The organism is Luminiphilus sp. nBUS_07 (assembly GCF_051201685.1).
Lineage (GTDB): Bacteria > Pseudomonadota > Gammaproteobacteria > Pseudomonadales > Halieaceae > Luminiphilus.
Map to the genome: position 1 here is coordinate 3,200,974 of NZ_CP179213.1, position 18,995 is coordinate 3,219,968.

Below are 18,995 nucleotides of genomic sequence, written 5' to 3' on the forward strand. Positions count from 1 at the left end.
CCACTCAGCTCGAGAAAAATGACGCAGTACAATCAATCCGTCGGCGGATGTTACTGAAACATGGGGGTAATCTGTTTAAACTGCCTTCCCGACTTGGGAAACACCGGCTGTCGAGTGCAGCGGGTTTGCGGTAACAAAATTGGATGACGATGTGAATCAACAGGCCGAAGCAAACGCACTACCCCTGCTCAACGAACAACAAACCATCGAACGTATTTTCCAGCATATCGATAACCGGACCACAGATCTGGGCGATACCGTTTGGCAGGAGCCGGTAGCGCACTACCACAGCCAAGAACGTTTTGATGCCGAGCTTTTGTTGCTTCGCCAATCACCCATCCCTTTTTGTCCCTCTTCCGCACTGCCTGAAAACGGCAGCTACATCGCCCGCTCGGCCTCAGGAACACCATTACTGGTGGCTCGTGGCAACGACGGCGTGGTGCGCGCATTTATCAATGCCTGTCGCCATCGCGGCATGCAAGTCGCTAGTGGCCAGGGTTGTCAAAAGAACTTTTCCTGCCCTTATCACGCCTGGACCTATGGGCTCGATGGTGCCCTCAAAGGCATACCCGGGCAGGCCGCTTTCCCAGGCTTGGACAAGCAGGAACACGGCTTGGTAGAGGTCAGTGCTCAAGAGTTCGGTGGGCTTGTCTACGTACAGCAGGAGGGCCAAATATCCGATGAGGCTTTTAGCGACAAACCCCAGTTTTTTACGCCAGAGCAAGTTTGCTTTGATCAAAGCGAAGTCACTGATAACGCCAACTGGAAATTAATTACTGAGACGCTGCTCGAGGGATACCACATTAAGTCGCTGCACCAGGAGACCTTTTACCCTTTTGGTCTCGATAACATTAATGTCGTTGAGGTTTTCGGGGCTAACGCACGGGTTATTTTTCCGTTCAAACGCATCGAAAAGCTGCGGGATCTCGCACCTGAGGATCAAAAGCTGGATGGCATGGTGACCTCGGTTTACCACCTATTTCCTAACGCCAGTGTCTCGCTGCTCTCAAAACACGCTAGCCTCACGATTATGGAGCCGCTTAGCCCCACTAGGACCCGTTTGGTGAGCTATTATGTGATGAATACCTCCACCGATGATCGTCCAATTACTCTCGAAGCGGCCCAACGCGATGTCGAGTTCGTCAATAACGCTGGGCAAGTAGAGGATCGTGCCGCTGCCTGCGCTATTCAAGAAACTGTCAGCACACCTGCGAATCCCCACCTGACCTTTGGCTATTTTGAAAAAGCCATCGTCAATTTCCACCAACAGCTCGCGCAAAAATTATCCTGAACTGAGATCTTAGCCATACCCCAACGCCTCTATGGGACGTGGCTTGTCGCCTTGTTTGCGGGTCTCACCTGTGGTCGTCTGCCGCGCTATTTTCGTTCTAAATTGACCTCAGAAATTACTCGCCAAAACATTATGACTTGTCGCTATGATGCAGGCTTAACAGCCCGAGATCCGCTCATGAAACAGATCCTTAAACTCCTCAGCCTTCTAGCCATCACCGGCACCGCATCAGTGAGCTGGTCTAGCGCGTTGTCCTTGGAAGACATCTTCGCAACCACACCCGAGCTCAGGAGTGATCTGCCCTCGCCCTCGACAGCGACTGGCGTCGCGGTAGGAGAACGCCACTGGTATCACCATGAAATTGTAGGCTACCTCGATGCCCTTGCGGCAGCGTCCCCTCGCATGGTGGCACTTGGACCTCATGCCAACAGCTATGGCGGCCGCTCCTTAGTGAGCTACGCCATATCTTCTGAATCTAATATTGCCAAGCTAGAGGCTATCAAAGCTGCCCGTGCCAACATCATTGATCCTGCTAGTGGTATCGACGCCACAGAGCAGCCTGCTGTGATGCATATGATGTACAGCATTCACGGTAATGAACCCAGCGGAAGCAACGCGGCTCCCCTCGTCGCCTACTACCTCAATGCCTCCCTTGACCCTGCTATTGCTACTCAGCTTGAAGACGTCGTCATTATTTTTAACCCCATGCTCAATCCCGATGGTCTCGATCGCTTTGCTCATTGGACCAACAGCCACCGGGGGCAAGTTCCCAGCCCAGACGCCAATGATCGTGAACACCGAGAGACTGTTCCCAATGGGCGAACCAACTACTACTGGTTTGACCTCAATCGCGACTGGCTGCCTCATCAGCACCCGGAAAGTCGTGGCAGGCTTGCACTTTTTCACACCTGGAAGCCCAACGTGCAACTCGACTTTCATGAGCAGGGCAGCAACAGTAATTTCTTTTTCATGCCGGGAAAGCCTGAACGCACCAATCCTCTCACCCCGGCTATCAACCAAACGTTAACCGCCAAAATCGGTGAGTACCATGCCCGAGCGTTTGATCAAGAAGGTGTTCTTTATTTTAGCGAAGAGGGTTATGACGATTTTTTTATGGGCAAGGGCTCGACCTACCCAGACTTATTTGGCTGCGTCGGTATTTTATTTGAGCAGCCGTCCTCAAGAGGAAGTCGGCAAGATGTCACCAGTGGCCGCCTAACCTTTCCAGACACTATTACCAATCAATTTAGGGCATCGCTTTCGTCCCTTGAAGCTACCGCTGAACTCAAAGATGAATTACTGGGGTATCAGCAAACGTTTTATCAGGACAACGCCAGCCGGGATGACTCGGGCTACTACTTGGCCGCCGCCACGGGAGATCCGACGCGGCTGCGGGAGTTTGTGCGCATTCTTGAAGGCCACGGCATTGTGACTGAAGTCCTGAGCCAAAATACTGAGGTCGAGGGCCAGACCTATCAAGCCGGCTCGGCGATTGCCATTCCCCTCGATCAGCCCCAATCGACCTACTTGCAGACACTTTGGAATCGACAGCTAGAGTTCGAGGAGAACGTTTTCTACGACGTCTCCACATGGACGCTGCCTTGGGCTTTTAATTTGCAGCACACCCGTGAGCCCGTGCGTCGAGTCAACACAAAAGCGATCTCCCCAGAATTTTTAAGCCAAAGTGCGGTTCTGGCAGCTTCCAATATTGGCTACCTCATAGACTGGCGGGACAGTGCTTCACCTTCGTTGCTTTACGGACTGCTGAAAGCAGGCGCCACTGTTCGAGTGGCGCAACGACCATTCACTGCTGCGGTTATCGAGCAGGGACTTATTGATTTCGGCTATGGTTCGCTGCTGGTGACTCCCCAGCTCAACGAGGCGATTCCGACTCAGGCAAACGCCCTGTTGCAGAGTGCTGCAGCGAAGGGCTTACCGGTTTATCCGGTAGCCAGCAGCCACACCAGTAAAGGCATCGACTTGGGCAGCCGAGATTTTCGTGTCCTAAAACTGCCTAAAGTACTCATCGCAAGCGGCGCGGGGACGAGTGCTTACGACGTCGGGGAAATCTGGCACCTTCTTGACCGTCGCGTGAAAATGCCCCTGACGATGGTCGACACGCATCAATTGCCGCGCGTTGATCTCGCTGCCTATACCCACGTCATTCTGACTAATCCGCTGAGGCAGTCACCCGACCAACTTGTCGATAACCTAAAACGTTTCGTGGACGATGGTGGCGTGCTGTGGGCACAGGGTGCCGCCACCATTGACTGGCTAAACGACGAAGATCTGACAGCTATTAACTGGCGCGCCACTAAGGCTTCGAGTGCTAGCAAGGAAGCCAATGCGGCCATTGCACAGAGGGATACTGAAGCCTTTGAAGCGCTACTCCCACAGCGCCGACCCTACGTCGAAGCTCGAGACGAGGCCGCGTTTAAGCTCGTTAGAGGCGTCATTCTTGAGGGAAAAGTCGATATCACACACCCGCTGGGCTATGGCTATACCGACGAGATGTTGCCAATGTTTCGCCGCAGTGCAAGCTTTATGGCGCGCTCCGACAACCCCTACTCAACGCCCATTTTATACAGCGAAGCCCCCTTGCTTTCGGGCTATATGTCTGACGAAAACCAAACCCTCGCTGCGAGCTCAGCAAGCCTGATTGTAGATGCTCAGGGCAAAGGCGCTGTGGTATTGGCTCTCGACGCCGTGACCTTCAGGGCTTTTTGGTGGGGCACGCAGAAGCTGTTGCTCAACGCGTTGTTCTTTGGCGATTTATTGGAGGAACCGCGTTAGGTGCTAGGTGCTAGGTGCTAGGTGCTAAAAATGTCAGGCAGCCAGTATCGCGTAGGAATTCTGTCAACACAGTATGCTCGCTCAGCGCAGCAAACCGACTGCGCAGTTCTGCGTAGCCCTGAGCCGGGTATTTAAAGGTTTTCTGATAATAGCGCTGACCGGCCATGGTGAGTCCCGTTTGTTTTTCCCCCATCCCCCAGGCACGGGCGTTGGCCGCCGCCCAAGCCAAGAAGCGCGGTCCCACTTCCTCAGAAAAAATGGGGCGCAGCGTTGGCATCAGATTATCCAGCGTTTCAAAATCACCCAGAAGCTCCGGCGACTCCATGCGCTTGATCCAGGCCACGATCGAGGGTCCTTTGTCTTCTAATATTTTGTGACAACTTGGATCGGTGTACGCCTGATGCAGCTGCCCCCAAAGACCGAAGTCTGCCAGCGCGGGCCGTTCACCAAATACATAGGAGCGTCCCTGTAAGTGACGTTCAAGCAGCTCAACGAGCCGATCAAATGAGGACACCAAAATGGGACGATTGTTGTCAGTAGACCCGGCGAAGGCCATGCGAGGCACCATGCGCCTCACCAATAGGGGCGCTACCAAGGGCTTCATGAGTTTACCGAACCAGGGCACTGTGAGCCCGCCAAGGCTGCCTTCGGCTAAGGTGCGCGACCGCTGCTTCTGATCCTCAGGATAACTCCAGCGATAGTGGAACATGAGCTTATTGCCCCATTCGTCACCGTACTCCTCTAAGAGATCGGACAAAAAGTGCAGCGCCGGATCGCTAGGATGAATTTCGGGTTCCGGATGACGTTCTTCAAGAAGTTCTAAGATAGGGGTCGAGTCTTGCATCGCTGTGCCGTCGGGCAAAAATAACAGCGGTATTAGCGGCACTCTGGCATGTTGTTTAAACAGTTTATTGTGGGTGAAGCGGTCCAGCCATTGATAGGGCACCTGCTTGTATCGTAGCGCCGATAGAACCTTCATGGTGTACCCCGATTCAGGACGGCCCACGAGATTGTACTGGTCCGGTGCGGGGTATGTTTCACTCATGGTGGCTCTCCCTGTGTCCGGGGCGCCCATCAAATTAAGGGCGCTTCAGGCCTCAATTACCACAGTACGATATCTAACAACCGCAGCATACACCCATTGCCGCGCCTCGAAAGGACCCGAAAAGACCTCTCTTCAGGCGAGACCAAAATAATCCCTAGGCCGATACCTTCCTGTGACGATCTAAGAATTTATCGAGCTTGACCAGCAGAGGCGGCAGAAACAGCAGGTCTAAAAGTAATGCCACGACAATAATTGGCGTTAGCATCAGGGCAACGTTTTGATAGTAATAGGTGTTGGAGAACACCAAAATAAAGGTACCCATGGCTAACGCTGCGGTGGTGATGGTTATCGCGGAGCCGGCTTTGTCGAGGGAATAACGTACCGCTTCGTCAGGCTTTTCACCGGCTTTGCGGGCCGCCATGTACTTGCTGAGTACATGCACCGAGTCATCAACCACCAAACCAATGCTGATTGAAAATAGCATTAAAATATAAGGGCTAAGCTGACCCACAAAAAGCCCCCAAACACCGAAGACAACGGCGGGTGGCAGTAGGTTGGGCGCAATACTAATGAGCCCGTAGCGCACGCTGCGCAATCCCACCAGCATGGTTAGCGTAATCAACAAAAAGCTGACCGTGAAACCCTCAAGCAGCTGCCTTGAAATGGTGTCGTTGAGGCGCGCATACAAAATGGTATTGCTGCCATGTAAGACCCGATAGTCTGAATTTATGTTGTTGGCATGCCAGGCTTCGATCCGTTTATTGAGCTTTAGCAGCTGAGCATTGGATAAATTAGACGTGCCTACGACCACCCTCACAGTGGTGTACTCTGGATCGAATATGGGCTCTAAGTGTGGCTCTATCTCCTGCACCAACTGATAACCCACCAAGTAGTCGATAACTTGCAGGTTATCGTCGGGTAATATGTGCCAAGCCGGATCGTTGTCGTTCTCGGCCTCGTTCAGAGTTTTCAGCATACCGACATAGCTGTTCACCACACTCACATCGGGCTGCTCTTCTAGCCAATCTGCAAAACGCTCGACCTCCGACATGAATTCAGGGTCGGCAATGCCGTAGTACTGGCCACTATCGATGGCATAAACCAGCGACTGGTCATTGCCAATTTTCTCGGCCAGCGCGGTGATCACCCGGTGAAAATCTGAATCTTTATCGATAAATTCAAAACGATCAAAATCGACCTTATTGAGCGGCAGCAGCGCGAGGCAAAGGACGATAACGACCGACAACCCCCAAAATAGTGCGTTACCTTTTTGTGTGACGAGGTCTGACACCCGGCGGATCATACCGCGCACACCCAGCGGGCGAGGAATTCGACGAGTGGGTACCCACATGATCAGCGCAGGCAGTAATGTCAGGGTGACCAAATAGGCCCAAAAAACCCCCATGGCAACGGCGTTGCCGAAACCATAAATTCCCGCCGAGGAACAATAATTGAGACTGAGAAAGCCCATGGCCGTTGTCACGGTTGCTAGGGTAACCGGCTGTAAGTTGAGCCGCAGACTCTGCTCGAGAGCCTCGAGCTTGGTCAGCCCCTCATGCAAGCCCTGTAAGTAGATTGAAATAATATGAATGCCATGGGCCATGGCAATTGTCAGAACAACTAGGGGCCCCATATTGGAAATTTGGTTAAACGCAAAGCCCGACCAACCCACCGTACCGATGGTCAGAAAAATACCCAGAAAGGAAACCACCAAGGTACACAGGGCATAAACGAGGGAGTTAAGGCAAAGCCACAGCAATAAGGTCGTTGCTAAAGCCACCAAGGGTGCCAAATTGTTTCTGTCTTTGATTTGGGCGTTGTAACTGTCGAGCTCAAATAGGTCATTGCCCAAGACATAGATCTCAACGTTAGGATAATCTCCACGCAGCCGATCCCGAAGCGCCACTACTGAGCGCGCAATTTCAAGACGCTCGGTTAGGCCTTCACCACTGGGGCGGTACTTAAAAATGGCCAGTGCCATGTCGCCATCCTTAGCGAGTTGGGTCTTAACCAAGTCCTCGTCCGCAAGGGCAATGTCTCGCACCTGTGCCAAGTCGGCATCGCTCAAACTGTCTAGGGGCGGCAGTAAGTACTGACGACCATAAAGGGTCTCATCGACCGCATTGAGTCGGTAGTTCACCAACGAACCCACCGCGACGGCCGACTGCACCTCGCCAAAGCGGTCATGCAAGGCTTCCATGGCGGTCAGAGCCTCGCGGTTGAATATGTCTCCGTCTGGAGCAATAAAGGTAAACAAAGCCGATCGGCTTCTTGGGAAATCAGCCTCAACCGCTTCAACTTGAGCTGCGTAGGGGTCATCCTCGGGTAAGATGGCGTCCGAACGAGGATCGATACTGGTTTTCGTCACGCCCCAGCCAACGATAACGCTGACAACGATTGTTAGAACCGCCAGCAGCGTTCTCCGCTCCACTAGCGTGCGTGCTAAATCCATACCTTATGTACTACTCCGTTGATGACGGCGGTTTTATAGCATAAAGCACATGGAAACTGCGCCTGATGTCGGTAAAATATCGAGTGCTGCGCTGGTATCAAAGTGCAGGGACATCTGCAGGAGGCAGGCATGAAAGGTTTTGCAGTTATTGCATTGGCAATGGCCGTGTTAATGGGACAGCTCGCTCAGGCAGCCGAATCTCAGCGAATTGGTGACTTCGCGTTGCTGGACCAAACGGGCAAGCATCACAAGCTGAGTTGGTATGGTGACCAGAAGGCTATTGTCATTTTCGTGCAGGGCAACGGCTGCCCTATCGTTCGCAACAGCGTTCCCCAGCTGCGCAGGATTCGTGATCAATATGCCGATCAAGGGGTCCAATTCTTCATGCTCAACCCCCAACCCCAAGATAACCGCGCCAGTATTGTCGCTGAAGCCAATGATTTTAGTTTTGACTTCCCCATACTGATCGACGAAACCCAGCTGATCGCCGAGTCACTGGGTGTAGATCGGACCTCTGAAGTTTTTATACTGAACCCCCAGACCCAAGAAATTGTTTATCGCGGTCCCATCGATGATCGGCTGCACTACGAGACACAAAAAGCCGAAGCTGACAATCACTACCTGCGCGATGCCCTTGACGCACATCTTGCAGGAACGCCCATGCCCGCGAACGTTCCCGAGGCACCGGGCTGCCTGATTACTTTTGCGGCAAAGGAAGCCCACGAAAAAACACCGCCCACTTACTCGGCGGATATCGCGCCCATCCTCGAACAACACTGCGTGAAGTGTCACCATGTTGGCGGCATTGGTCCCTGGGCCATGACCGAGCACGCGATGGTGCGGGGTTGGTCGCGCATGATGAAAGAAGTGCTGCTGACCCGCCGTATGCCCCCCGGCCAGCTCGACCCCCATGTGGGACGCCCGGTGCAAGAGGCTGCCGGGTTATCAGCCGAGCAACTACAAACTCTGGTGCACTGGATTGATGCTGGGGCACCCGGTGATGATCAGCCTGATCCCTTAAAGGCACTGGCATTTAGCGACGCGACATTTTCACTGGGTGAGCCCGATATTGTTCTGACGGTACCTGCGCAAGAAATTCCGGCGACCGGAGTTATTGATTACCGCTACGTACCGGTCCCTCTAAACCTTGACGAGGACATTTGGCTGCGCGCCGTTGAGTACGTGCCCGGGGACCGTAAAGTGCTGCACCACGTCATCACCTATCTTTCCAGCCCCGCTGATCGCACAGCTGGTGCGGGTAGCGACGATGGCGCACTAGGCGATTCGATCGGCGGCTTTGCGCCGGGGCGCCAACCCGATATTTGGCGGGATGATTCTGGCGCGCTGATTCGTGCTGGCTCCAGTCTGTTGTTACAAATGCACTACACCACTACCGGTAAGGCCACCGTCGACGAAACTCAAATCGGCATTTATTTACACGACAAGCCGCCGAAGTACGTGATGTCTGGAGGCTCTGCAGGCCAACGTCGATTCCTGATTCCACCCAACGCCAAAGAGCACCCCCTTGAGGGCGTACAGGAAATCGAACGCGATGCCCTGCTTTACAGCTTAATGCCCCACATGCACTACCGTGGCAAGCACATGAAGTACATTGCCGAGTACCCCGACGGCACCTCGGAGGTGCTGTTATCCGTGCCCAAGTACGACTTCAACTGGCAGTTTAATTATCAGCTGGAAGAGCCTGTGCTGCTCCCCGCAGGAACACGCCTTATCGCCCGGGGTGCTATGGATAACTCGGACCGCAATCCCTATAACCCCAACCCCAACATGCCAGTGCGGTTTGGCTTACAAACCATGCACGAAATGTTTTTTGGGTTTACCACCTACCGCTATGTGGGTGACACCCCCGAGAGCCTAATGGCAACCCGTAAGACACCCATCGTCAGTGGGCAGGGCGGGCGTTAACGCCCATCACTGAGTAGGGGCCTCTGTCACTGACATCATTTGATAAGCCCTGTTGAAAAATCAGCCGCCACGGGCGCGTATCATTCGGCTGGAAACACTGGACAACAGCAGGAGCGCAGAAGGCTGTAGTGACGCCCGAGCCTGCCAAGATTTCAGCGAGCGGGAGCCCGCTGAGAATCGCTGCGAAGCATGCCTGTTCGCCAAATTAGTCACACCACAACCGATTCAACTTTTACTATCTGGGAGACCCGTCATGAAGCCATACAAGCTGCTACCCATCACCAAGATCACTGCGCTTTTCGCAGCTTTGGCGCTTCTCGGTGGCACAACGAGCGTTGTGGCAAGCGACAAAAACGGCTGGTCCAATCAGGCTTTAATCTACATTTTAGCGCCTACCCTCGACGGCACGAGTGGAATTGGCCCCTTCGATACCGAAGTGGATATGGACGCGGCAGATGTATTCGACGCACTCGATGGCGCTTTCTTAGGTGTGTATCGAGGTGAGGGCGAGCGTTTTGGCATACAGCTCGATATCGTCAGCATGGATCTGAAAATGGATGGTGAGGGTGACCGTGGAGCTCTGGCAGGCGAAGTAAAGGTCGAGCAAACAACGGTCATTACAACGGCATCTTGGCGCCTCAACAAAGAATTTCGACTCCTAGGAGGCGCCCTCTTTAATGACTTGTCCACCGGCGTTTCTCTAACCGGACCGTCTGCCACACGCCAACAGAGCGCGGGAGACGACTGGGTAGACCCTATCGTTGGCGTCGCTTATGAAACGCCGCTGGGTGCGCACTGGGATTTCTCTGGCTCTGCTTTGGTCGGTGGTTTTGGCGTGGGCTCCGAAAGTGTCGTGGTGCTCAGTGGCAGCTTCGCCTACCGATTTAATCACTGGTCAAGCCTTACGCTGGGCTATCGCTACCTCGATTTTGACTACGAAGACGGCGAAGGTGCCGACCGTTTCAAATTCAATATGAAACAATATGGCCCAGCCGTTGGGGTTAGATTCGATTTTTGAGGCTTAATTTTTGAGGCGCTGTGAGAGCGTGGTGTTCCCCAACGACAGTTTAAGGGGCCATGGGTTTCATGAGTCAGCGCCATAATCAGTGACTGCAATATGAGCCACTGCATTGCTTTTTAGTCGCCCAGATCTTCAGACCCGCGCCGCGCTACAGCCCCATTCGATCGGCGTTTTTATCGCCGGCAATAGGCCCACAGACACAGCTGCTGCAATGCCACTGTCGCCCCCGCCAATGCTGTAATCTCACTGACATCGTAAGGGGGCGCCACCTCGACCACATCCATGCCCACCAAATTTACTCCCCGCAAGTTTTGCAATAACTGTAGGGCTTGATGTGTAGAGAGCCCACCCACAACCGGTGTGCCCGTGCCCGGAGCGAAACTCGGGTCGAGACAATCGATATCAAAAGTGAGGTAGCAGGGTCTGTCACCCACGATATCTCTTACCTGCTGCGCAATAGCAACCGCACCTTGCTCATGCACCGTCGGGCCATCAAAAATATTAAAGCCCAAGGTCGATTCATTGTAGGTGCGCAGACCTATTTGTGCGGAATGCTCGGGCACCACTAACCCTTCTTTCGTAGCGTGATAAAACATCGTGCCATGATCAATGCGTTTACCATCATCTTCCCAAGTGTCGGAGTGCGCATCGAAGTGAATCAACGCTAAAGGTCCGTATTTTTCAGCATGAGCCCGCAACAACGGATAGGACACAAAGTGATCGCCACCCAAAGACAACAGTGCGGTGTCAGTCGCCAAAATGTCTCGGGCTTGTTGATAAATTTGCTCGGGGACTTTTTCGGGAGTGCCTGCATCGAACGGGCAATCGCCGTAATCAACAATCGCCAGCTCTTCCAGTGGTGAAAAATCCCAACCCTGAACCTGATTTTCCCAGGCCAAACTCGCCGAGGCAGTGCGAATACCTCGCGGGCCAAGCCGCGTGCCCGATCGGTTAGTGGTGGCCAGATCAAAGGGCACACCCAGTACCGCAACATCAACCCCAGACAAATCTCGGGAATAGCGGCGGCGCATAAAGCTGGTAATACCACCGTAGGTCGACTCGTCCTGAATCCCTTTAAGGCTCTCACGAATCATTGCGTAATCTGTTTCTAACGACATAAGGTTTAGCCCCCACAAGGACTTCTAAGTTCAACACGTAGTGTTAGGCGCGACGCCAACTGCCGGTAATATCGCGCTTCTCTCCCTCGCTGTCACGCCCAACTTACTCTGGGCCGGCATTTAGCCGTAACATTCGGGCCAACCCAGAAAACCGGGTGCCATACGATATCGGCTACGAGTTACTCAACGTGAAAAACGATCGCGAGTCTTGGAGGTAACTTTTAGTACTATCTTTGAAGGTGCAGCGGGATTAATAAGAGCTCTGCAATAATTCAGCATGGGGACACTCGCCAACGACGCAAGCGTGAAGCGCGGCGGCCTACCGAACCGGCTCAGATCCCATCTCCAAATGTAGCGACCCACCTTGCCACGGGTTCGCCCTGGCAACCGCTTCATTGAGTGAAACACCCAATCCGGGTTCGGTAGACGGGATGACGTATCCCCCCTGCCACTGTACCGGCGCATCGAGTAACTCGGCCTGAAAACCTCCCCAGGTTTCAATACCTTCGAGTATTAGGAAGTTCGGCGAACAGGTAGCCAGTTGAATATTGGCCGCCCCCACGATGGGGCCACAGTACATATGGGGTGCAAGTTGTGCGTAGTGCACCTCGGCTAATGCCGCTATTTTTTTGGCCTCCAAAAGGCCACCAACGCGTCCGAGATTAAGCTGCAAAATAGAAGCGGCGCCGTCTGCCAAGACTCTGGCAAATTCGTACTTAGTGCAAAGTCGCTCCCCCGTAGCCACGGGAATAGAGGTGGCTTGAGCAACACGAGCCATGGCTGCGGTATTTTCAGGAGGCGTGGGCTCCTCGAACCAAAGGGGGTCGTAGGGCTCAAGTCGCTTAGCGAGACGAATAGCACCAGCCGGAGAGAATTGTCCGTGAGTTCCAAAAAGCAGATCCACTTCGGGACCAACAGCCTCCCGAATACGGCGAGTGAACTTTTCAGAGCGGTCTAGTTCCTGCCCCGTGGGCATGCCTCCGTCAAACACGGTGTAGGGACCCGCGGGGTCAAATTTAACCGCCGTGAAACCCTGTTTGACGTAATCCAATGCCCGTTCTGCGGCCCTGTCAGGGTTAACATAAACGTGGTCCGTATCCTCCGGATCGGGATAGACGTCACCTGCCGCAGGATAAATATAGGTGTAGCTACGCAGGCGATCGTGAACTTTTCCGCCCAGCAGCTCATATACCGGTTTATCACAAGCCTTACCGATAATGTCCCAACAGGCCATTTCTAAGGCAGACAGAACGCTGACCAACGAGACGTCAGGACGCAGGTTGTAGCCGGCGCCATAGATTCGACGCCACAGCTTTTCAATATGAAAAGGATCATGGCCAACGACAAATCGTTCCGCGGTATCTCGGAGCATGACTTCCACGGTTTCAGCACTAAAGGTGGCGCAGTACACTTCGCCGTAACCGACAATGCCCGTATCAGTGACTAGCTTCACAAAAATAAAATAACGCCCGCCAAAGCGCGGTGGTGGATTGGCAACGACGAAAGTTTCGAACTCTTTAATGACCATTAAAAAATAACCACGTTACGTAGTGCCTCACCCCGTTTGACCGAAGCAATGGCCTCGTTGATATCCTCTAACGCGTACCGCCCACTGATCATCTGATCGAGCTTGAGCTCACCGCTCTGATACAAAGCCGCCAACTTGGGAATGTCACGCTTCACCGATCCGGACCCCATCTTTGATCCCAGTACAGACTGGCCTCGAGCCGCTAACTCGCCCGGATCATACTGTGCCATGACACCCGATGCCGGCATTCCAACAATAACAGCGGTGCCAGACTTCGCCAGCAAATTGACTGACTGCTCAATGGCAGCCTTCGCACCAACAGTGACAAACACATAGTCAACGCCGCGACCACCTGTCAGCGCCACAACCCGCTCGACGCAGTCTTTGTCAGCGCTATTAACACCGTGTGTCGCTCCGAACTGCTGAGCCAGCTCTAACTTATCATCGAGCAAATCAAGCGCAATAACCTGTGACGCACCGGCATGAACCGCTCCCTGAATGCTGTTAATCCCCACACCGCCGCAGCCTATGACAGCTACCGTACTACCCGCCTTGACCTGCGCCGTATTAACCACCGCACCAAAACCCGTCAGCACACCGCAGGCTAAAATTGACGCAACGTCCAGTGGAATATCCTCGGGAATCACACAAACCTGACTTTGCTCTACAACCACCTGCTCAGCAAAAGCACCGCTGTTGAGCCCTGGGACACGACTTGGCCACTGCTATCAGATAATGGGCTTTGCTGGTCCAAAGGAAAAACACCGTCGCACTGGGTTTCTATCGACTGATTACAATAGTGACAACTGCCGCAAGAGCGAATAAGTGTCACCACCACAGGATCACCCGGCTTCAAACCTGCGACACCTGGCCCGATTGATTCCACGATACCTGAGGCCTCATGACCATACACTGCGGGTAAATCACCACCCCAACCGCCATCCACCAAAATGACATCGCTGTGACAAATGGCGCAAGCGGTTAATCGAACCTTGACCTCACCCACGCGGGGCTCTGCAATGTCTACATCCTCGATGGTTAAAGGGCGCCCAAAAGCCCGACAGACTGCCGCTTTCATTTTTCGTTTTCCTTAGGCGTTGAATCCAGTAATTTACGCACTTTGACGTACTGTCGTTATCAATTTTTTTATTGGCTAGAAGGATAACACCGCCATGCGAATAGGATTTATTGGATTGGGTAATGTGGGATCCAAGCTGGCGGGCAGTCTGCTCCGCAATGAGATTCCCTTAATCGTTCGCGATCTCGATCACACCTTGGCACAACCGTTTTTGGACGGCGGCGCGCAATGGGCCGACTCCCCTGCTGAAATGGCAGAAGCCGCTGACGTGATCATTACGTGCTTGCCGAGTCCAAAGGCCTGCGCGGAGGTGATGGAGGCCGAAAACGGCGTCATCGCAGGTCTAGGGCCGGGCAAGATCTGGATAGAAATGAGCACCACCGACTTCCAAGAGGTACAGCGCTTAGGGCACAAGGTTGCGCAAACTGGCGCAGACCCCGCTGACTGCCCGGTTTCTGGTGGCTGTCATCGCGCCGCAACCGGCAACATCGCCATTTTAGCGGGCTGTGAACGGCCGGTGTTCGAAAAAGTCTTGCCGCTATTAACCGTTCTGGGGCGACGAGTTTTACACAGCGGGCCCCTTGGCAGCGCATCGAAAATCAAGGTGATGACCAACTACCTAGCAACTGCCAACTTGGTAACCCTCTGTGAGGCGCTGGTGACGGCCCAACAGTCGGATCTAGATTTGGCCACCGTTTACGAAGCCATTCGTATCTCGTCGGGCAATTCCTTTGTCCATGAAACCGAAAGCCAGGTCATTTTAAATGGCAGTCGTGACATTAACTTCACTATGGACCTGGTGCTCAAAGATATCGGCTTGTTTCAAAACATGGCCGATCAAGCCGGGGTGCCCCTCGAGATTTCTCCACAGCTGATCAAGATCTTCGAAGACGGTCAAGCGCGTTTTGGTGAGCGAGAGTGGTCGCCCAATATTATTCGACGTTTAGAGGAGGTCTGCGAGACACAAGTGCTTGCAGAGGGCTTTCCCCCGGAAATCACTGATAACGAACCCGAGGAACGCGGTTACGAAGTCGTGCCTCCAGGTCAGCAAAATAAAGGCCATTGATCTGATGGCGGAGAGTGGCATCACCACGTTGCCACTCCTGACCTATACGTGTGGACACGCCAACCACAGGTTTTGATATGGTGTGGATTCCAATAACAGCCCATCACGCTCAGGAAACCTACCGCATGAAAACTATTGCTTACTGTTTGCTGTTTATCAGTGCCTTGATCGCTGCACCTCTGACACTGGGCGCAGACGCAGATCAAACCGCGGAAACCTGGTTTGAAACGTCCTACGGCCCCCTGTGGGCAAAAACTCCCTACCAAGATGTTGAAGCGATTTTGACGCATTACCACAGCGAGATCGTGACCCATGCCGCCGACGGCTCGCTTAGCACCACGCCCAGCCGGGAATGGCTTACGGCCCCCATGGACAGCTGGCGAGAAGAGGGCTGGATTCGTGCCGAATTAACCGACATGACGGCCACCACTATCAACGCTGCAACCGCTGGCGTGATGACCGTTTGGACCGACTACTACGCAGGGGACGTTACCGAAACAAGCTGCGGCTGGTATTTGGTAGATGCCATTAACGGTGAATGGAAGATCACCCACTACGCCGACACCCCCTGCTCCTAATCCAATTCCAAAAAGACCCCGAGATCTTTACGATCAAAGTGAGTGCTTGTTAAACATGATTAAGACGAGGATCGACCCGTGACACGCAAGACCGATAAACAGTTGGGTATGCATCGATCTATTACCCGCAGGGATTTCGTTCAAGGCAGCAGTCTGGCCGTGCTAGGCGCCGTCACCTCGGGCGCTGCAAGCGTCACCGCAACGGCGACAGCCGAAGCGGCCTCAGCACTCACAGCCGGTAGCTATTACCCCCCGACAAAAACCGGGATGCGCGGCTCGCACAATGGCGCTTATGAGGTAGCCCATGCCCTAGCAAGACAGGGCGCAAGTTTTGATAATCCCGAGGCGACAGGAGAGGAATATGATCTTGTAGTGGTAGGTGCCGGTATTTCCGGCCTCGCAGCCGCCCACTACTACCGTGAGCGGTTTGGTGACGATACGCGCATTTTGTTATTGGACAACCACGACGATTTTGGCGGTCATGCCAAGCGCAATGAATTCCACCAAGGTGGCAGCATGGTTTTGTCCTTAGGGGGCACCCACAATCTCGAGTGGTGGCAATTCAGTGACGATGTAAAGGCGTTCATGAAAACCTTCGGTGTCGACGTAGAGGCCATGCGTAACAACATGGATTTTTCCTACGGACAGGATGCACCCAACAGCCCCGCCATGTGGTTCGACGAAAGTACCTATGGTGTGAATCGCCTAGTAGCCAACGTAGATTTCAATCAACAGCTTTCCCCAGAAATTATCGATCAGTTCCCCATCTCTGAAGCCGGTCGGCAATCGCTCAAGTCATTTTATGGACGACGGGATAACGTCTTCGCTGACCTCAGCGACGATGCAACCGACGAGCTACTGTCTAGCATTAGTTACCCCGACTTTTTGCGCCAATACGGCGGCCTCACCGAGGACGCCCTGCAACTCTTTGACAAAAAGGAACATGGTGCCTGGGGCATTGAAATGCGAGCACTCTCTGCCAATGACGCACTTTGGGATGACAACCCCGGCCTGCACTTAATGGGGGAAGACTGGTCTTACGACGGCCGTGATTACCCCGCAGCGCTGTGGCCCGATGGCAATGCCAGTTTGGTGCGCCTCATGGTGGCGCGCTTGCTGCCCCATGTGGCACCGAACGTAACCCCCGACAACGTGGCACTTGCCGCCTTTAACTACGCCGCCCTTGATGAACCCGAACGCGCCGTGCGAGTGCGTCTCAACGCCACCGTCGTCAACACGGTCAATACTGAGACCGGCGCACGCATAACCTACGTCGAAAATGGCAAGCTCAAAGAAATTAACGCTAAACATGCCGTCCTCGCCTGTTATCACAGCGTCATTCCCCATCTGTGCCCCTCGCTACCTGAACCGCAAAAAGACGCACTAAAATACCAAGTCAAAATACCCCTAATACTCACCAATGTACTGATTCGTAATACCGATGCCCTCGACAAGCTGGGCGTTGATGGCATCAGCTGTCCCGGCCGGCTTCATGCGCGCCTGTTCTTATTTAAAGGCATTAACAACGGCGGCTATGAACATCCAATGAAGGACTCTGGTCCCGTGTCATTGGTGTTTTGGGGGGCCATTTCTCCTCCTGAAGACGCTGTTGATCTTAAAAGTCAGCTACGCGCCTCACGTAAAAAACTCCTAGCGATGTCCTTTGAAGATTTTGAACGGGAAGTGCGCACGGTTCTTGATGACCTGCTGGGACCGGCAGGCTTCGATGTTAATGAAGACCTGCTGGCTATTACCGTAAATCGCTGGCCCCACGGCTACTCCTATGAATATATGGATTTGTGGGACCCCGACTGGGCTGAGGGTGAAGCCCCCCACGAAATCGCCCGCCAGACCTTTGGGGCCATTGCCATCGCCAACTCTGACGCGGGAGCTTCGGCTTATACCCATGTCGCCATTGATGAGGCCTACCGGGCTATCGGTGAACTGCCCCATAACAGCGAGACCACCTAGCCCGCCACGGCCTAACCTGTTTTGGGCAACCTTCAGTTGTGACGCTGTTATGGAATGGTCCATACCGCCAGGTCACCGCGTTACGGCCGCGGTCGGCGAACGAAAACAAGGGCTTGAGTCGTTAAGGTTTGACCTTATGACGGGCCGTTTTCACCAGTTCCAATAACATCGTCGATACGACGCTCAACAATACTCGCTGGATCTTGGTGAATCACAATATCGGCACCGGGTATGGCTTGGCGCAATGCCGCCTCGCGGTTATCAGCAATCTTGTGCGACTCCGACAAGTGCATGTCATCATCGAGCTCAAGATGCAGCTGAATATATACCGTACGCCCCGACACCCGTGTCCGTAAATCATGGGCCCCCAACACCTGAGGATGGTCTGTCGCAATGCGTAAAATGTCGTCGCGCTGGTCATCGGGCAGCTCACGATCCAGGAGGTCGTTAAACGCCTCTTTCGCGACCTGTCCGGCGCTATACAATATGTAAATGGCGACGCCAAAGGCGAACAATGGGTCCATGGCATACCAACCTTGCTGGGATAACAACAGCGCCACAATGATGGCGGCATTGGTGAGCAAGTCAGTTTTGTAGTGCAGCGAATCGGCCTTAATGGCCACCGAGTTCGTTCGGCGAATAACGTAAGCCTGAATAACCAGCAAAATCAGCGTGGCCACAATCGCAAACACCATCACGGCCAACCCAACGCCGAGCTCGTTAATCGGCCTTGGCTGCACCCAACGTTCGATAGATTCAATAATAAGAAACACACCCGAACCGGCAATAAACATTGCCTGGGCGAGGCCTGCAATCGACTCAGCCTTGCCATGGCCAAAGCGGTGCTCACTGTCAGGGGGCGCCAACGCGTAGCGCACGGCAAACAAGTTGATGACAGAGGCCCCGGCATCAAGCAGCGAATCGATTAATGAGGCCAGAACACTGACAGAATTGGTGGTGATGTAAGCGGCGAGCTTAACCACAATGAGCACCGCCGCCGTGGTAACCGACGCATAAGTTGCGAGCTTAAGCAGTTTCGCACTGTCGTGGTTGTTGGCAGTTGGGCGTCGGTCATCCATGGGGTCATGATGGCACAAAATTAAATGGCGGTTGCCAGCCCCTCAAAAA

The 18,995-nt window shown here is 53.7% G+C and carries 14 protein-coding genes; 7 read left to right on the top strand and 7 right to left on the bottom strand.

The genetic code is table 11. The features are described from left to right. Positions 1-151: 151 nt before the first annotated feature. The gene (locus ACMAZB_RS14240; protein ID WP_435218111.1) at positions 152-1,291 is read left to right on the top strand and encodes an aromatic ring-hydroxylating oxygenase subunit alpha; all 1,140 of its coding nucleotides are present in this window, start codon (positions 152-154) and stop codon (positions 1,289-1,291) included. Positions 1,292-1,468: 177 nt separating this feature from the next. Further along, positions 1,469-4,084: a M14 family zinc carboxypeptidase gene (locus ACMAZB_RS14245; RefSeq protein ID WP_435218113.1), complete on the top strand. Its 2,616-nt coding sequence runs from the start codon at positions 1,469-1,471 to the stop codon at positions 4,082-4,084. 10 nt (positions 4,085-4,094) lie between these two features. Here ACMAZB_RS14245 and ACMAZB_RS14250 read toward each other — a convergent pair whose 3' ends face one another. Then, complete coding sequence (locus tag ACMAZB_RS14250; protein WP_435218115.1) at positions 4,095-5,129, bottom strand: glutathione S-transferase family protein; 1,035 nt, start codon at positions 5,127-5,129, stop codon at positions 4,095-4,097. 154 nt (positions 5,130-5,283) lie between these two features. Then, positions 5,284-7,581, bottom strand: coding sequence for an efflux RND transporter permease subunit (locus ACMAZB_RS14255; protein WP_435218117.1), 2,298 nt, complete (start codon positions 7,579-7,581; stop codon positions 5,284-5,286). 129 nt (positions 7,582-7,710) lie between these two features. Here ACMAZB_RS14255 and ACMAZB_RS14260 point away from each other — a divergent pair, with 129 nt between their 5' ends. Both ACMAZB_RS14260 and ACMAZB_RS14265 read left to right on the top strand, forming a co-directional pair. Then, entirely contained in the window at positions 7,711-9,507 is a 1,797-nt protein-coding gene (locus ACMAZB_RS14260; RefSeq protein WP_435218119.1) for a redoxin domain-containing protein, read from the top strand. Between the two features lie 253 nt (positions 9,508-9,760). Continuing rightward, the gene (locus ACMAZB_RS14265) at positions 9,761-10,525 is read left to right on the top strand and encodes a hypothetical protein (RefSeq protein WP_435218121.1); all 765 of its coding nucleotides are present in this window, start codon (positions 9,761-9,763) and stop codon (positions 10,523-10,525) included. A 176-nt stretch (positions 10,526-10,701) separates the two neighbouring features. On the opposite strand, the gene speB is transcribed toward ACMAZB_RS14265, so the two are convergent. The 4 genes from speB to ACMAZB_RS14285 all read right to left on the bottom strand — a co-directional run bounded on the left by speB (position 10,702) and on the right by ACMAZB_RS14285 (position 14,252). Further along, a complete protein-coding gene (gene speB / locus ACMAZB_RS14270) occupies positions 10,702-11,646 on the bottom strand; it encodes an agmatinase (protein WP_435218122.1) in 945 nt (314 codons plus the stop codon). A 319-nt stretch (positions 11,647-11,965) separates the two neighbouring features. Next, positions 11,966-13,174 carry a mandelate racemase/muconate lactonizing enzyme family protein gene (locus tag ACMAZB_RS14275; protein ID WP_435218124.1) on the bottom strand — a complete coding sequence of 403 codons (1,209 nt, stop codon included), beginning with the start codon at positions 13,172-13,174 and terminating at the stop codon, positions 11,966-11,968. Further along, positions 13,174-13,848: a zinc-binding dehydrogenase gene (locus ACMAZB_RS14280; RefSeq protein ID WP_435218126.1), complete on the bottom strand. Its 675-nt coding sequence runs from the start codon at positions 13,846-13,848 to the stop codon at positions 13,174-13,176. Before ACMAZB_RS14280 ends, ACMAZB_RS14275 begins: the two co-directional genes overlap by 1 nt. Further along, on the bottom strand, positions 13,839-14,252 hold the full coding sequence (locus ACMAZB_RS14285; RefSeq protein WP_435218127.1) for an alcohol dehydrogenase catalytic domain-containing protein: 414 nt from the start codon (positions 14,250-14,252) through the stop codon (positions 13,839-13,841). Before ACMAZB_RS14285 ends, ACMAZB_RS14280 begins: the two co-directional genes overlap by 10 nt. Positions 14,253-14,346: 94 nt before the next feature. On the opposite strand from ACMAZB_RS14285, the gene ACMAZB_RS14290 reads away from it, so the two are divergent. From ACMAZB_RS14290 to ACMAZB_RS14300, 3 genes are all read left to right on the top strand, one after another. Continuing rightward, positions 14,347-15,318, top strand: a complete 972-nt coding sequence (locus tag ACMAZB_RS14290; RefSeq protein WP_435218128.1) for an NAD(P)-dependent oxidoreductase — start codon at positions 14,347-14,349, stop codon at positions 15,316-15,318. 125 nt (positions 15,319-15,443) lie between these two features. Beyond that, positions 15,444-15,896 (top strand): hypothetical protein, encoded by a 453-nt coding sequence (locus tag ACMAZB_RS14295; RefSeq protein WP_435218130.1) that lies wholly within the window; start codon positions 15,444-15,446, stop codon positions 15,894-15,896. Positions 15,897-15,974: 78 nt separating this feature from the next. After that, positions 15,975-17,867, top strand: coding sequence for an NAD(P)-binding protein (locus tag ACMAZB_RS14300; RefSeq protein ID WP_435218131.1), 1,893 nt, complete (start codon positions 15,975-15,977; stop codon positions 17,865-17,867). A 134-nt stretch (positions 17,868-18,001) separates the two neighbouring features. On the opposite strand, the gene ACMAZB_RS14305 is transcribed toward ACMAZB_RS14300, so the two are convergent. Further along, entirely contained in the window at positions 18,002-18,946 is a 945-nt protein-coding gene (locus ACMAZB_RS14305; protein ID WP_435218132.1) for a cation diffusion facilitator family transporter, read from the bottom strand. Between the last annotated feature and the right edge of the window lie 49 nt (positions 18,947-18,995).